Origin of the sequence: Bradyrhizobium sp. YCK136 (assembly GCF_044570075.1) — a bacterium.
Lineage (GTDB): Bacteria > Pseudomonadota > Alphaproteobacteria > Rhizobiales > Xanthobacteraceae > Bradyrhizobium > Bradyrhizobium diazoefficiens.
The window spans coordinates 4693424-4708277 of the sequence record NZ_CP172424.1 but is presented as its reverse complement, the minus strand read 5'-3'; the positions used below and the strand labels follow the sequence as shown (position 1 = coordinate 4708277).

Here is a 14854-nt window from a genome sequence, read left to right as displayed (position 1 = left end):
CCGACCTTGAATCACGACTCACGTTCCAAGAAAAGTGGGTACTAGCTCGATCGGCCGAGGACATCAAATGAGCAACGAACTAGTCAAGGTCTTGATACTATTTGCCCTCTACGCGGCTCTTGAAATCGCGCTCTATTCCTCATCGGTCGGGAGACTGGTCTCCCGCGCTGTCCGCGCGGCGAGACTAACCCTAAGCGAACAGGACGCCCGGACGGCCGAATGAAGCGCGTCTGCGCTCAGCTTGACCCTTGCGCCCCCCGATTTGGCGGCTTTGGAGCACCATCGGTCATCACTGCGTGAGGGCGACTGATACCATAGGGGTAAGATCAGTCTCGACTGCGTGTCGTCATCGAACAGTATGGAGATCTACCAGCGATTATGAAACGAGACCGCGAGCTCGACTGACGCCGCCCGCTCCTCTCGGCGCTACAGCGGTTCGTCATCCAGCGTGGAGGGCTCCATCTGGAGCGAAACGAAATCGCCTCCACCGTAATCGTCCTCCGGGTCCGGACGGGAAGGCTGAACACAGAGGCGGTCATCTACTCGAAGAACGCCAGGAACGTTCTCGCAAGCTACGATGGCAGCGCGGTGTGCGCTCTCGCCCCTGATAACACCACGGAGCGAGACCGCGCCGTCCCGTACCCTGACGTTCAAGCCGATCGGCTGCCACGGTGTCTTGGCCAGCGCGGCGAGAACCGCCCGACGGAGCTGATTGTCGCTCCCGGAATAGCCCGAAGCGCCTGTCAGTGGTCCAGCAACGGCGGACAGGAAGTCGGAACGTGTGATGATTCCGACGATACGATCAGCGCGCATGACCGGAATGTGATTCAGGTGCCGACGCTCCATCACGTCCGCCACCTCATCGAGAGGTGCCTGCTCGTTGGTGGTCACAGGCTGACGGGTCATCACCTGCTCGACCTTGCGACCGTGCTCCTTCACGAACTCGCTGGCGACTCGCTCAGCCCCGAGCAGGAGCGAAAGCAATCGATTGCCCCGTGGGTCGGTCAAAATCCCCCGGGTATGGTCACTTGAAACTCCCCCACCTGATGATCGCCGTCAGCGCCGCTGAACAGCAGTAGCCGGTCAGGCAGGACGTTTATGTTCGACCCCTTTAGCCAGCAAGGGGCCGGGGAGTTGAACGTCTTGAAGCGACATCTGCAAAGCACCGTACTTACATTACTTGATCGCAACACCAGCCAGCGCGAGATTCACCGGCTGACGGGTGTCGATCGCAAGACGATCCGGCGTTATCAGGCGCTGCGGGCCGGTGCGGAGGCAAATTCCCCCGGGGAAGTGACCACCGGCTCGGTGAGCGCGGACGGCCAAATTCCTCCACCCCGACCACCGGCTTTTGGGACATCGGAAGCGACGGTCACCAGCAGCCTGGCCCGTTCGGCTTGCGAAGCGCATCGGACGTGGATCGAAGAACAGGTCCGGCTGAAGCGGAACGCGCAGGCGATTTACCAGGACCTGGTTGATCAATTTGGCTTTCCGTCCAGCTACCAGAGTGTCAAGCGGTTTGTGCGCCGGTTGCGGCACGCTGATCCTGAGCAGTTTGATCGTCTTGAGTTCCTCCCCGGCGAGGAAGCTCAGGTCGACTATGGCGAGGGCGCGCCGACGGTTGATCCGAAGAGCGGGCGGTACCGTCGTCCCCGCCTGTTCGTGATGACGCTACGCTACTCGCGGCGCAGCTTCCGGCGGGTAGTCTGGAAGTCCAGCCAACAAGTCTGGGCGCAGCTCCACGAAGAGGCGTTCCGGTATTTTGGCGGGGTCCCCAGCTATGTCGTGCTCGACAACCTGAAGGAAGGCGTCCTCAAGCCGGATTTGTACGAGCCCCAGCTCAACCCGATTTACAGCGCGATGCTGGCTCATTACGCCGTGGTCGCCGATCCCGCGCGCGTGGCCGATCCAAATCGGAAAGGATGCGTCGAGAATGCGATTCAACATACCCAGGGCACTGCGCTGGCCGGACGGCGCTTCGAGACGCTGGAGGCGCAAAACGAGTTCTTGAGGCACTGGGAGGAGAACTGGGCTTCCAAACGCATCCACGGCAGCACGCGCCGTCAGGTCGAGGCGATGTTCCAGGAAGAGAAGCCGCACCTGCGGCCGCTGCCTGTCGCTCCCTTCCGCATCTTCACCGAAGTCGTCCGGACTGTCTGCGACGACACCACCGTACGCGTCGACAACAGCTATTACGCCGCGCGGCCCGCGCCGATCGGCAGCCAGGTCGTCGTGCGCATCTACACCACCACGATCGAGATCCGTGATCGCCACACCCGTGCGCTGCTGCGTGTTCATTCCCGGATGGCGCACCCCGGTTCTGTCGTCCTGCCGACCAGCGAACGGCCGTTCAACCCGTCGCGGCAAACCGCCGTGCTGCTGGCGAGCGCCGAGCGCATCGGACCGCAGACCAGGGCCTTGTGCCAGCAGGTGTTCGACACCGAAGGGCGCCCCGGACAGCGCGCGATGTGGGGCATTGTCGGGCTGGGCCGGAAGTATCCGGCGCGGCTGGTCGAGCAGGCCTGCGCGCACGCCATCGACAACCGCATCTACCGCTACAAGCACGTGCGTGCGACCGTCGAGCGGTTGTTCGAACAGGCGATCGAGCAGGTTGGAGTGACGCCACAGCCGGCATCGCCGCTCACCCAGGATCATCCGCTGATCCGTACCCCCGCGGAATACGGCGACCTCTTCAGCCGCGCTGTGCGGCGCGACGCCGACGACAATGGTCGGCAGGCCGAGGCTCACGACGATCACGCCACGGCAATCCGCGCTCGTGTCGCCTGCGCAACCCCGGCCAACTCCGGCGCCACGAGCGCTCCCGCTGCACCTTCTCACCTTAAACTGGAGACCTAGCCACATGATGACCATGCCGGAAATTGAGCGTTGCCTACGACAGCTGCGCCTGTCGGGTGTCCGCGACACGCTGCAGACGCGCGTGCTCCAGGCGCAGGGCGCCAACCAGCCCTTCCTCGAGACCTTCTCCCTTATCCTGCAGGATGAACTGGACCGTCGTCAGTCCCGTCTTATCGAGCGGCGATACCAGCAATCCGGGCTCGACGAAAAGCTGACGCTCGCCGAGTTCGACTGGTCCTTCAATCCCAAACTGCCACGTCAGACCTGCTTCCAGCTCCACACCCTGGCGTTCATTGCCGCTGGCGAGAACGCTCTGCTTGTTGGCAAACCTGGCACCGGGAAGTCGCACATCGCCAAGGCGATTGCCTATCAGGCGATCCTGCAAAGCCACAAGGTCCAGTATCTTGAGACCGACGACTTCTTTCACCGCTACGCCCTGAACTCTCCGGCACAACGCGAGGTCCGGCTGCGAACCATCATCGACTGCGATCTCCTCGTGCTGGACGATCTATTCCTCGCACGCGCCATCCCCGACGACGCCGGCACTTTGCTGCAGACCCTGATCCATCAGCGTTACAAACTGCGCCGCAGCGTCATCGTCACCTCCAATCGCGTCGTGCAGGATTGGGGGGCATACCTTGGGGACAACACTATGAGCACGACGATCCTCGATCGCCTTATGCATCATTGCCATCTGCTTGAGTTCGACGGACGCAGCTATCGGCTCAAAGAAGCCGCTGAAGCTCTTGCCCGGGAAACAAACTCAAACTAACAGTCCCTTGTCCTGCCTCGCGGGTGGAGGAATTTGACTGACCACACCCGGAGGAATTTGAAGTGACCCGCGGGGATCGATTGCGCTCATGCTCGGTTCCGATCTCGCTCCGCCTGAGAAAATCGCTCTCGCATATAATGCCGACGAGATTATCGGCCGAATCCACGACAGGCAGCCCGCTGATATGATGCGCAAGCATCACTTTGATTGCGTCCGTGATCGGAGCCTCGGGCCGTATCGACACTACCTGCCGTGACATTATCTGATGCGCGCGCATGCCTTCACTCCGGAGACAAAGAGGTATTTTCTGCGTCAACTAACGTCTTGATCGAGATCAACGCCGGGACGGGCGGAGATGGCAACTTGACAACCAATATCGGAAGTCTTCGATCATGCGCCTGAAAACGCTTCTCTCGGTCGCGATTCTTGTAACGCTGTCGGCGCCCAGCGTCGGGACGCCGGCCGACCCGTCTGCAACACTGTCCGATCTCATGACCAGACTTCAGCTTCAGCACGCAAAGCTATGGTTTGCGGGCAAGCTGAGCAATTGGGGCCTGGCCGACTACGAGCTTGAACAAATCGACGCCAATCTTGAAGCCACGGGCAAGTTGCAGGCTGACCCGTCGCAAGCCAATCGTGCCAAGCGACAACTTGATGCAGTACGCCAGGCAATCCATTCGAAGGACTTGCCCGGGTTCATGTCGTCGTATGCCACCATGACAAACGAATGCAACTCCTGTCACCGCGGTAGTGGGTATCCCTCGGTCGCGATCCAGATTCCGCTCACCTTGCCGGTGCCCAACCAATTGTTCGTCGACCAGGTGACTGAGGGGCGATCGCTAGCCCATTCATCTTGCGGGACATGCCATGTCGTTTCCGACTGGGTAAGGGAAGCGCCTGCATTCCGCCCATCGCCACCTGGCTTCCTGGAGATAGTCAACCGGCCGTCGTTCTCCGCTGACGAACTTCGACGATTTTTGGCATCAAGCCATCGTCGTCTTGGACCAGAACAGTTAATGCCAAATCCGAGGCTCTCGGAATACCAGATTGAGGCTATCGTGGCCTACCTCGAGACGTTGAGAGCGGGCCAATCTCGCTGAGACAAGCCTACCGGGCAGGCGGTCACCGTCGCACTTTTGATTTATAAGATCTACGCTGAACCAGGAGCAGTGACAAAGAGCGTCGCTAAGCGTCCATCTTGGGCAAAACGGGCCCTTCGCCGGCTCCACTGCGCGCCTGTTCTAAATGCCCCTATTTTCTCAGGCGCGGCTCGAGCGCCACGAGCATCTCCGTGCGCCCCACTATACCCGCAAGCTTTTTGTCCCGAAGGACTAGCACCTGGGAGATCTGATAAATGTCCATCTGCTTGACGACCTCCTCGATTGTGGCGCTTTCATCGACGCAGACGGGATGTCGGCTCATGACGGCATCCACGCGCAAGCCACTGGTTCTCTCACGAGCGAGCTGCCCCTCGTCTTTACCTAGCGGCCACTCGAGCCAAAACCCTTCAGGATAGTCTACGCCTAATTCGCGCCTGTGAAGAAAATCACCTTCCGAAATGATGCCGACCAGCACCCCTTCACCGTCAACGACCGGGAGGCCGCGCTGATTGGTCTCGAGCAGCAGATGGATGGCATCGAGCAGTGATGCGCTCGGCTTCACCGTTGCAAACCAGGTTCGCATGATATCTGCTGCCTTCATTGCTGCCTCTATCGAACCCGCCCTGCCAGCAATGCGCTCTGCTCTGCGCTAGTGAGACATCAGCACGCACACTTTGGCCTCCTGCAGGAGGCTGCGTGTCATGCCGCCGAAGATCCATTCTCCCAACCGGCTATGTCCATAACCGCCAGTAACAATGAGATCCGCGCCGAGCTCGGACGCCAGCCGAATAAGGTAGCCTCCGTCCGGTTCCGCCGTATGGACACGTACCTCGTGCTGGCACTGCACCCCATGCCGCTGAAGATAGCCGGCCACGTCGCGAAGCCGCTTGCGAGCCGCATCCTGTTCGCTCGACGCGCAGATTTCCGCGATTGTGACCTGCGAGGCTCTGGTCAGAAACGGCATCGCATCGCGAACGGCGAGGCGCGCCTCCCTTGTGTCCTTCCAACCGACCACGATGCGGTCACCAGACAACTCCGTCACGCGCTCCGGCACAGATAGCGTGGGGCGCCCCATCCGCAGCATGGCTCCGGCCGGATCGAGGAAGTGGGAGTGACTGGCCGCCTGCGACCTGCGCTTGACGATTACAAGGTCTGCCGCGCGGGCCTGCTCGACCAGAAAGTCGGTCGGATCATCGAGTGCCCAGCGCCATTCGACCGTCTCGCTTGGCAGGCCGACCACCCGCTTGAACCAAGCCTCTTTCGCCGAAAGCGTTGCTTTTATGCGCTTGATGTCTTCCTCGGTGGTCTGCTCGATGATGACACCTTCGGCGACAAAGGGAGGCTCCACCGCCACCGCAGAAACACCCAGGATGGCCGCTCCGAACGTCCTCGCAATACCCTCCGCAACGGCAACTTGCCCTGCTTCCTGCTGCTCGGAATCGACGTAGACCATGACGCTCGCGACAGACATGACGATGCTCCGAAAAAGTGTGCGATGGCCGTTTATCGCCTTGCGGTCAGCCAGACGCTTGACCGAAATCAAACCTGCCGGCCATGCCTCCCGATGTGACCAGTGACGGGGTCTGGCGGTGCCCCGAAGGCGATCCTCTCCTTAAACCGCGTCCCGCAGATGCTTTTCGATTTCGGCTACGGGGTGCTTGGTGAGGTCCTTGTCGAGTTCGCCGACGATCCGACACCTCACGTCGGCGTGAAAGGCCGAGCGAAGCTCCGCCAGCGTGCGGGGTGGCGCGACGACAATGAGGGAGGTCGCATGCTCGCTGCGAAGGAGACGCTCCGCCGCAGCTGCGACCTGCCTCGCAAAGCGCTTCTCCTCGAACTCATGCCAATCGGTCATTTCCACCGCACTGCGCTGCTCCGAATGCGATCCTTTGCTGATCCGACCGGGGCGATCGCTACCTTGTGAATGGGCGGGCGGATTCTCTTCCTCGAACACCGCCTCCGTCTTCAGATTGGGGAACTTCTCGTCGCCCTCGTTGCGAAGGAACAGCGCCTACCTTCCGTCACCGACGAACACGATTGCACGATGTGGTATCCTGATCATTTTCGGCCTCCTCGCTGCATGCGTCCAATTCCTATTCCCCAGCAGGCTGCGCTGCTTGATCCCGATCAAACCAGTCAGCCTACAATCGGGCAGGATTACCTAAACTCGGAAAACGATATGGAGGTTCATCATGCATGCACGAGACGTGATGGTGTCGCCAGTGGTTACGGTCGGACCAAACGCAACCGTCCGCCAGGTCGCGCAGATCCTGCTGGAACGGCGGATCAGCGCCGTGCCGGTCGTCGATGCCGACAACAAGGTGCTCGGCATCGTGAGCGAAGGCGATCTGCTGCACAGGGCCGAGAGCGGGACCGAACGCTCCCCCTCCTGGTGGTTGCGCCTGCTAACCGGCGATGCCCAGCTCGCGACTGACTACGTCAAGTCGCACTCAATCAAGGTGCAGGACGTCATGACGCAGGAGGTCGCGACCGCTGCACCCGAGACGCCCTTGCACGAGATCGCCATGCTTCTCGAAGAGCGCCAGATCAAACGCGTTCCCATCGTCAACAAGGAAGGTCAGCTCGTCGGGATCGTCAGCCGGGCCAACCTGCTCCAGACCATCGCGAGCGCCAGACCAAAGCTCGAGATTTCGCTTCCCGATTCAGTCATCAGGAAGAGGTTCTTCGAGGAGCTCAGGAAGCAGCCCTGGGCTCATACATTCAATGTGAACGCGACTGTGCAGAATGGCGTGGTCGATATCTGGGGTTTCGCGCCGTCCGTGGCCGAACGCACGGCCATTCGCGTAGCCGCCGAGGCAATTCCGGGCGTGGCGACCGTGAATGATCACCTGCTCGAAACACCGGCCTTTGTCTACTGACCCGGGCGGAGATTCCAAATCGCCGTTCCGCTACCGTCGAGACGCTCATGTCCCATTTCATTGTCCGCTTTCTCAAGAATGTGGTTGGCGACCGGGGCCAACCTTGCGAGGCTTGCCAACTCGCGATTGACGTTGAGGCGGACGACGGCGCGGAAGCGGCCCTAATGGCCAAGCAGGAGTTCTGCGAACTCCGCGCAATTCGCGACTGGACACTTCACGCCGACCGCGTCGAGGTGAAGTCGGCCGATTTTCCATCCTGACCGGGGTCGGAGGAGCACTATAACGTTTATTGCCGCCTTGCGGTTCTTGCGGATGCGCAAGCTTAATCCAGCGCCACCAAGGCGATCATCAGCCGAAAGAGCTCATATCCCATGGTGACGAGCAGCGCTCCGACAATCAAGATCTTGCCGTACCACGACACGGTCGGGCTGACGCGGACTTTCCTCGAGACATGCTCTTGTTTTTGCGACCGCTCATATTGAGTCCTGCGTGCACGCTCTGCCCTGCTGCAGGGGTCAATCGCCGCGCGGTCTGACGCTATCCTTTCCATGATCAACATGCCATTGCCGCTCTGGCACGACTCTGATGCTCATCAAGAAATATCTTCAATACGAACGCGGGCACCGGAAGCGACACGCCATACGTTTGCTGCCGTCGACCTCTCCAAGTCTTTCCAGCAGCCTGTCCAGAAAGATCGTCTGGCCCTTGAGAATCTTCGAGCGAGCCTCTGCGATCTCGAACCAGTCAACCCGATCGATTTCGGGGAATCTTTGTTGCCGACCCGACCGCGGAGGCCATTCCATCTCGAATGTATTGCTGCGAAAGTCAGCGAGATCCCAATCGTCCGACGCGGCCCACACGTGGACCACCTTGCCGCTCGGCTGGCTTGCTTTGCCAAGCTCGATGACCTCCGCTGTCACCGCGTGGCCAGTTTCCTCTGCGAATTCGCGACGTGCGGCCGAAAGCAGCGTTTCGCCATCGGAAACGAGGCCCTTTGGAATAGTCCAGGCCCCGCGATCCCGGCGCCGCCAAAAGGGACCGCCGGGATGACCGAGCAAGACCTGAAGCGTACCGCCGCCTCTGCGAAACAACAGAATCCCCGCACTCTGCCGCTTGCTGGAACCTGCCGTCGGCATGGAGCGAAAGCGCAAATGTCGGGTGCTCACGTGATCAGTGCAACTCAGCGCCAGCTGCCTCGTTGATGGGCTTGATGTCGACAATGTCTCCATTGTTGACATGGTCTCGGATTGCTTCGAACTCTGCCGAATTGATCTCGAGAAGCCATGTTTTCCATTCCCGGGGACGTCCTTCGGGAGCAACGGGCTCGCCCTCCGACCTGTAGCGATACTTCGCCAGAGCTCCCATCGCCCGTTCCATCGCACTACCGTCCTTCAACTCTACGATGCACCTCATCATAAACCTCATCCGATTAAATTAGCGAAGGATTCCACCGGCACTCGGCGCCGCGTTGACAAAGATCAAGCTGAACTTGTGGCCGGCCAGCGGCTTCATACGCGTCGGTCCAAAATGACGCGCCTAGTACCCGGAATCAGAGCTGAGTGATACGGCGGCCTTTGAAACGGCGTTGACGGACCTTTTTCTTGGTCCAGACGAAGGGCTCGGCTCTGTCGTTGTATGCGTTGACGTAGGCATCGATGTGTTCCTGAAGCTGCTTGAGGCTCGTGAAGGAGGTGCCGCTGAGCGACTGCCCCTGCAAGATGGAAAACCATACTTCGACCTGATTGAGCCATGACGCACTTGTCGGCGTGAAATGAAATTGCACGTTGGGGTGGGCCTTGAGCCAGTCCTCGTTCTTTTTATGGGTGTTGAGGTTGTCGAGGATGACGTGAAGCTTGCGGTTCGGAAAAGCCGCGGTGACGCTGTTCATGAAATCGAGAAACTCGACGCGGCGCCGGCGTTTTGAATGGGTCGCGATGATCTTTCCGGTGGCGACTTCGAGCGCCGCAAACAATGTTGTGGTGCCATGCCGCTTGTAATCGTGGCTTTGGCCGGTCAAGGCGCGGCCATTGGGCAACTTCAGATAACCCTGCGCTCGCTCCAAAGCCTGGATCGAGGGCTTCTCGTCCACGCACAGCACAATGGCCTTCGCCGGCGGCGCGACATAGAGGCCGACAACATCGGCGGCTTTGGCCGTAAAGTTCGGGTCGTTGCTCTCGCACCAGGACTTGCGAGCCACCAGGTCAATCTTGTGGCTGCGCAGGAACCGCCAGACATATTGGACATCGACATCGCCCAGCGCCTCGGCCAGCAGGGGGCCGGTCCAGCGCGCAAACCCTTGCGGTGGCGGCTTATCCAGCAGCTTCAGAATCCGCTTGTCGGTCGTCTTCGTATAGATCGGCTGCTTGCCAGGCCGCGGCTTGTCTTGCAGCCCTTCAAGGCCATGGTCGGCATAGCGATGCCGCCAAAGGCTGACAATCCGCGGCTGGACCCCAACTTCCTTGGCGATCGACCGGGTGCTGCGCCCATCCGCCGCCAACAGAACTATCCGCGCCCGCTTCAAATCGCGCTGCAACGTCACCGGTGAGCGACAGCACGCCTCAAGCACCTTGCGATCTTTCCTCGAAAGGTGGACTTCTCTTGCTTCGGGTATCATCCCGACCTTGAATCACGACTCACGTTCCAAGAAAAGTGGGTACTAGCTCCGAGGATTTCCCGGGATGCCCGAGCAGACGGGCTTGAGCTAGATCAGGACACCCCCCTCGCTTATTGGTGGCAGAAGGGATCATCGATACCAGCAGTAGCCGTGTCGACAAACGCGTTGATGAGGGTAGATCCAGCGAGGTCCCCAGCAGGAGCGATACCAGTGGTAGCCGGTTTCGCCGAGACGATAGCATCCGGCTTCGGCGCTGCTCGGAAATACAGTTGCGATTGAAAGGATCGCCGCGGCAGCAGCGAGCAGGACGATGTTTCGCATGTCGACCTCTCCTCAGTGGTAGAAACAGTTGTGATGCGGCCTGAGTGCTTCTCTCACCTCATCGTCCTCAAGAGCATCCTTGATCGCCCGATCGGCCTTCCTCGTCTCCAGGACGCCTGCGCCCCGGTCCGGTACGGGCACCCCCGGCTCATGCTTCACCAGGCGCGTCTGCTCCCTCTGATCATTCTTGCTCATGTCGCATTCACTCGTCGAACTGCTCCATTGGCCGGAACGACTCCGCTTTCTCTATCGCCCTCCGACTGCTCATAGCGAGATCACACCCCGAACGGATACGTGTCGGGAAGCCCGGCGATTTCGGCGGTCTCCAGCGGAGTTACCGCCCTGGTGTCGTCAAACCAGATATATTCGTCGAACTACCGCGGCAAACTGGCCTGAAAATAGTGGCTCGCAAGTTCGGTTTCAGGCCTGTAGATTACGCCGATGGCCCGCTCGAGCCGTTCCCTGCCGAGACCCTCCGGACCGCAGAGATCGCCGGGACCGCGCAGACCGAGCATGAAGCGCGGAAGGCCCGTTGCGTGACACAGCCGTTCATAGCTGTTGGGAAGCGATGGGCGGACGGTCTTGACCTCCATCGGGCCGCCCCAATCGGACGCCGCGGCAACCGCGCCACTGTGGGTGCCGAAGCCGACCAGATACGCCTGTGCGCCAAAAGCCTTGCGGCAGTGCTGCCCGATATTGTGCTCGCCGCGGGCGACCATCTCGGTCGCCGCGGCGTTGCCGACATGCGAGTTGTGCGCCCACACCACCGCCTTGCTGTCCGGCCCGTGAAATGCCAGCAGGTTCTTGAGGGTGTCGAACATGTGACTGTCGCGCAGGTTCCACGACGCGCGCGAGCCGTAGTACATGATGCGGTAATAGCGCTCGGCGTTGGCCACCAGGCGCGCATTCTGCTCGGCATCAAGGAAGCGCTCGCCATCGTGCTCGGCATACGCCCGGCGCTTCGCCAGGAGATCGGTGAGTGCGTGCGCCACGTCGGATTCGCAGGTCGGATAGGATCCGGTCAGCGCCGCATGGCCGTACGTGGCGGGATCGCGCTGCCACGGCGTCAGGCAACCATAACGCTCGCGGGCTACACGCGCCGAGGCTGGATCGACTTCGTCGAGATAGTTCAGGACCGACCGGATTGAATCGTAGAGGCTGTAGAGATCGAGACCGTGAAACGCGACGCGCGTGGTGTTCTCCACCGTACCGTTGTGTTTGCGCAACCAGCTGACGAAATCGCGTACCTCGGTGTTTCGCCACATCCAGGTCGGAAACCGTGCAAACGCGGTCCATTCCGACGGCGGATACTGGAAATGCCGCACATAGTGATCGACCCGGGCGGCATCCGGCCAGTCCGCCTCGATCGCCACGAAGCGAAATCCCTTCTTGACGATCAGGTCGCGGGTAATGCGTTCGCGCATCCGGTAGAACTCGGAGGTGCCATGGGTCGCCTCGCCGAGCAGCACGACGCGCGCCGACCCGATACGCTCCATCAGCGGGCTGAGATCGGCCGCCTCGATGGATGGAAATGATTCGGCGGCGTCGGCGATATTGCGGACCAGCGTTTCCTCGTCCGGAGCAACAGGCCGCAGCGCCCGGCGCGCGGGCGCGGTCTCGCCTTTTGCGGCCGCCCACCCTTCCTCTCCGATCAATGGAACGAAGCGGACGTCTGCAATGTCTTCGCTGCGAAATTCGTCCTTCGAAAGGCGGACGACCCGCACCAATTCCTGGGTACGCTGATCGGCGCCGACAGGAATGACCAGCCTGCCGCCGATCTTCAGCTGCTCCTTGAGCGCCTCCGGAACCTGCGGACCGCCGGCGGCTACGACGATGGCATCGTAGGGCGCATGTTCGGGCCAGCCTTTGGTGCCGTCACCATGCAGCACGTGGACGTTATCGTAACCGAGCTCGGTAAGTGTGGCCGCCGCCTCTTCCGCAAGCGGACCGAGGCGTTCGACCGTGTACACATCGGCCGCGATCTCCGACAGCACCGCGGCGGCGTAACCGGAGCCGGCTCCGATCTCCAGCACCTTCTCGCCGCCCTTGAGCATCAGCGCCTCCGCCATGAAAGCGACGATGTAGGGCTGAGAAATGGTCTGCTCCCCGGCGATCGGGAGCGGCGAATCTTCGTAGGCAAATTCGCGAAGCTTCGCTGGCAGGAACAGCTCACGCGGCACCTTGCCCATTGCCTCGAGCACGAGTTCGTCACGCACACCGCGCGCGGCGATATGGCGCTTGACCATCTCTACCCGGAGCGCGGGAAACGACTTAACTTCACCAGGGCGATCTGGATTCAGCGCTACCGATCCCATGATGGCCTCTCCTGCATCTCAGCTAGGTTGAGTCATGCACGATCAATCTCCAAGAAAACTTAGGACCATTGCGCCCCCATCGATTTGATCGACATCAAACCGCGAAATGGCGAGCGCGTCAGGATCCATTGAATGCAAATGGAGACGGCCATGGATCTCAAGGAAGCCATCTATAGTCGGCACGCCGTACGCGAATTCACCTCGCAACCGGTTGACGAGGACGTATTGAGGAAACTCATTGATGCTGCCATCCAGGCGCCCAGCGCCGTCAACCACCAGCCATGGCTGTTTACAGTCGTGCGGGACAAAACGTTGCTCGCGCGCATTTCCCGCGAGGCAAAGGCCCATATGCTCAAAACCTCGGCGGCGGCGCTGGCATCGCATCACTTCCAAAGCATCCTCGAAAATCCGGATTTCGACATATTCTATCACGCTCCGGCATTGGTCGTGATCTCGGCACCCGAGGGCCCATGGGTCGTTGAGGATTGCGCCCTGGCGGCTGAGAACTTGATGCTGGCTGCCTGCGCCGCCGGATTGGGAACATGCTGGATCGGGTTTGCGCAGGGCTGGCTTGGAACCTCGGAGGGGAAATCGTCGCTCAGGCTTTCCGGCACGACCGTGCCAGTCGCACCCATTATCGTAGGGCATCCCAAAACAGCGGCGGCGCCCGTTCCCAGAAAGGCCCCGAAGATTGACTGGATTTCGTAAACCTTCGGGGATCAGGTGAAATGAAAGACCCTTACGAGACCCTTGGCGTAACCCGATCCGCGACCGACAAGGAAATCAAGAGCGCCTTCAAAAAACTCGCGCGCAAATTTCATCCTGATCTCCATCCGGGCGACAAGGAGGCGGAGGCCAAGTTCAAGGCAATCTCGGCTGCCAACGATCTGCTCAAGGACAAGGAGAAGCGGCGGCGGTTTGACGCGGGTGAGATCGACGCCAGCGGCGCAGAGCGACAGCAGGAGCGATTCTATCGCGACTTCGCCGACGGGCCTGCCTACACCTCGCACGCCGCACAGGATGGATTTGACAGCAACGAGGATCTGGAAGAGTTCCTGGCAAAAGCGTTTGCCGGCAAAGGGCGACGATCAGAGAGGGCATTCCGGGCGCGCGGTCAGGATGGGAGCTATGTGCTGCCAGTGGCCTTCGTGGACGCCGCCAGCGGCGCCACCCTCACCATCACGCTGCCGGACGGCAAGACCCTGGAGGTGATTGTCCCCGAGGGCGCCGAGGACCGACAGATGCTGCGGCTGAAAGGCCAGGGAATGCCTGGCTATGGCGGCGGGGCGCCAGGCGATGCCTATGTCGAGTTGCACATCCAGCCGCATCCGTTCTTTCACCGCAAGGACGACAACATCCATGTCGAAATACCCGTAACCCTGCGCGAGGCGGTGCTGGGAGGCAAGATCGAGGTGCCGACAATCACTCAACCGGTAACGGTGACAGTCCCGAAGGGTTCGAATTCCGGCACCACACTGCGGCTGCGCGAAAGAGGTATCCGCAACCGAAAAACCGGGCAGCGCGGACATCAATTGATCACGCTGAAGGTGATCCTCCCTACGGCCGAAGAACCCGAACTGGTAGAATTTCTGGAAGCATGGCGGCCGAAAAACCCTCAGGATCCACGCAAGGATATGTTGCCATGATGGACGTCGATGATCTTTTGGCCACCATCTCCGCGCTCCAGCGCAGCGATCTCGAACGTTGGATCAGCGAAGAACTGGTCGCGCCGCAACAGAACGGAGGGTCGCTGATGTTCTCGGACATGGAATGCGCGCGAATCCGTCTCATTTGTACGCTGACCTATGAGCTCGATGTTGATGACAACGCGCTACCGGTGGTGCTGTCGCTGCTTGATCAGCTTTACGACACCCGCCAACGGCTGCTTTCCCTGACCCGGGCCATCAAGACGCAGGACGAAACCGTTCAACTCGCTATCGCAGCCGCGACATCGCAGCAGCAGAGCGGGCTCAAATCTTGACCTCAAGGCGTCGGCT

General features: G+C 60.6%; 17 protein-coding genes and 1 pseudogene. 8 read left to right on the top strand and 10 right to left on the bottom strand.

Translation table 11 applies throughout. From position 1 onward, the window contains the following. Positions 1 to 426: 426 nt before the first annotated feature. Positions 427 to 984 carry a CBS domain-containing protein gene (locus ACFLEY_RS23060; RefSeq protein WP_249163612.1) on the bottom strand — a complete coding sequence of 186 codons (558 nt, stop codon included), beginning with the start codon at positions 982 to 984 and terminating at the stop codon, positions 427 to 429. 114 nt (positions 985 to 1098) lie between these two features. Between ACFLEY_RS23060 and istA the strand changes: the two genes are divergently transcribed. Together istA and istB are read left to right on the top strand one after the other, a co-directional pair. Further along, positions 1099 to 2856, top strand: coding sequence for an IS21-like element IS1631 family transposase (gene istA / locus ACFLEY_RS23055; protein ID WP_100214066.1), 1758 nt, complete (start codon positions 1099 to 1101; stop codon positions 2854 to 2856). Positions 2857 to 2860: 4 nt separating this feature from the next. Beyond that, complete coding sequence (gene istB, locus ACFLEY_RS23050; RefSeq protein ID WP_038952109.1) at positions 2861 to 3628, top strand: IS21-like element IS1631 family helper ATPase IstB; 768 nt, start codon at positions 2861 to 2863, stop codon at positions 3626 to 3628. On the opposite strand, the gene ACFLEY_RS23045 is transcribed toward istB, so the two are convergent. Further along, positions 3582 to 3887 (bottom strand): CBS domain-containing protein, encoded by a 306-nt coding sequence (locus ACFLEY_RS23045; RefSeq protein WP_396604980.1) that lies wholly within the window; start codon positions 3885 to 3887, stop codon positions 3582 to 3584. The genes istB and ACFLEY_RS23045 overlap by 47 nt on opposite strands. 133 nt (positions 3888 to 4020) lie before the next feature. Here ACFLEY_RS23045 and ACFLEY_RS23040 point away from each other — a divergent pair, with 133 nt between their 5' ends. Beyond that, positions 4021 to 4728 carry a c-type cytochrome gene (locus tag ACFLEY_RS23040; protein WP_060912158.1) on the top strand — a complete coding sequence of 236 codons (708 nt, stop codon included), beginning with the start codon at positions 4021 to 4023 and terminating at the stop codon, positions 4726 to 4728. Positions 4729 to 4879: 151 nt separating this feature from the next. Here the strand turns inward: ACFLEY_RS23040 and ACFLEY_RS23035 are convergent, their stop codons facing one another. The 3 genes from ACFLEY_RS23035 to ACFLEY_RS23025 all read right to left on the bottom strand — a co-directional run bounded on the left by ACFLEY_RS23035 (position 4880) and on the right by ACFLEY_RS23025 (position 6736). Further along, a complete protein-coding gene (locus tag ACFLEY_RS23035; protein WP_060912157.1) occupies positions 4880 to 5329 on the bottom strand; it encodes a CBS domain-containing protein in 450 nt (149 codons plus the stop codon). Between the two features lie 48 nt (positions 5330 to 5377). Next, positions 5378 to 6271, bottom strand: coding sequence for a universal stress protein (locus ACFLEY_RS23030; protein ID WP_236842253.1), 894 nt, complete (start codon positions 6269 to 6271; stop codon positions 5378 to 5380). A gap of 69 nt (positions 6272 to 6340) precedes the next feature. After that, entirely contained in the window at positions 6341 to 6736 is a 396-nt protein-coding gene (locus tag ACFLEY_RS23025; protein WP_249163531.1) for a host attachment protein, read from the bottom strand. A 184-nt stretch (positions 6737 to 6920) separates the two neighbouring features. Between ACFLEY_RS23025 and ACFLEY_RS23020 the strand changes: the two genes are divergently transcribed. Continuing rightward, entirely contained in the window at positions 6921 to 7607 is a 687-nt protein-coding gene (locus ACFLEY_RS23020) for a CBS domain-containing protein (protein ID WP_011087416.1), read from the top strand. 47 nt (positions 7608 to 7654) lie between these two features. After that, positions 7655 to 7867: a hypothetical protein gene (locus tag ACFLEY_RS23015; RefSeq protein WP_038967483.1), complete on the top strand. Its 213-nt coding sequence runs from the start codon at positions 7655 to 7657 to the stop codon at positions 7865 to 7867. 62 nt (positions 7868 to 7929) lie between these two features. Here ACFLEY_RS23015 and ACFLEY_RS23010 read toward each other — a convergent pair whose 3' ends face one another. The 5 genes and pseudogenes from ACFLEY_RS23010 to ACFLEY_RS22990 all read right to left on the bottom strand — a co-directional run bounded on the left by ACFLEY_RS23010 (position 7930) and on the right by ACFLEY_RS22990 (position 12857). After that, on the bottom strand, positions 7930 to 8166 hold the full coding sequence (locus tag ACFLEY_RS23010; RefSeq protein WP_038967482.1) for a hypothetical protein: 237 nt from the start codon (positions 8164 to 8166) through the stop codon (positions 7930 to 7932). Positions 8167 to 8212: 46 nt separating this feature from the next. Further along, a complete protein-coding gene (locus tag ACFLEY_RS23005) occupies positions 8213 to 8836 on the bottom strand; it encodes an NUDIX domain-containing protein (protein WP_306422105.1) in 624 nt (207 codons plus the stop codon). Between the two features lie 320 nt (positions 8837 to 9156). Further along, positions 9157 to 10221, bottom strand: coding sequence for an IS630-like element ISRj1 family transposase (locus ACFLEY_RS23000; RefSeq protein ID WP_026192128.1), 1065 nt, complete (start codon positions 10219 to 10221; stop codon positions 9157 to 9159). A gap of 333 nt (positions 10222 to 10554) precedes the next feature. Further along, positions 10555 to 10737, bottom strand: a complete 183-nt coding sequence (locus tag ACFLEY_RS22995) for a hypothetical protein (RefSeq protein ID WP_038967481.1) — start codon at positions 10735 to 10737, stop codon at positions 10555 to 10557. A gap of 80 nt (positions 10738 to 10817) precedes the next feature. Then, positions 10818 to 12857 (bottom strand): annotated as a pseudogene (locus ACFLEY_RS22990) (protein-L-isoaspartate(D-aspartate) O-methyltransferase). A 150-nt stretch (positions 12858 to 13007) separates the two neighbouring features. Here ACFLEY_RS22990 and ACFLEY_RS22985 point away from each other — a divergent pair. From ACFLEY_RS22985 to ACFLEY_RS22975, 3 genes are read left to right on the top strand one after another with little or no spacing between them, the layout of a single operon-like run. After that, positions 13008 to 13565, top strand: a complete 558-nt coding sequence (locus ACFLEY_RS22985) for a nitroreductase (protein WP_038967488.1) — start codon at positions 13008 to 13010, stop codon at positions 13563 to 13565. A 20-nt stretch (positions 13566 to 13585) separates the two neighbouring features. Beyond that, positions 13586 to 14503 carry a DnaJ C-terminal domain-containing protein gene (locus ACFLEY_RS22980; protein WP_060912154.1) on the top strand — a complete coding sequence of 306 codons (918 nt, stop codon included), beginning with the start codon at positions 13586 to 13588 and terminating at the stop codon, positions 14501 to 14503. Then, positions 14500 to 14838 (top strand): chaperone modulator CbpM, encoded by a 339-nt coding sequence (locus tag ACFLEY_RS22975; protein ID WP_011087423.1) that lies wholly within the window; start codon positions 14500 to 14502, stop codon positions 14836 to 14838. The genes ACFLEY_RS22980 and ACFLEY_RS22975 overlap by 4 nt, the downstream gene beginning before the upstream one ends. The last annotated feature ends 16 nt before the right edge of the window (positions 14839 to 14854 follow it).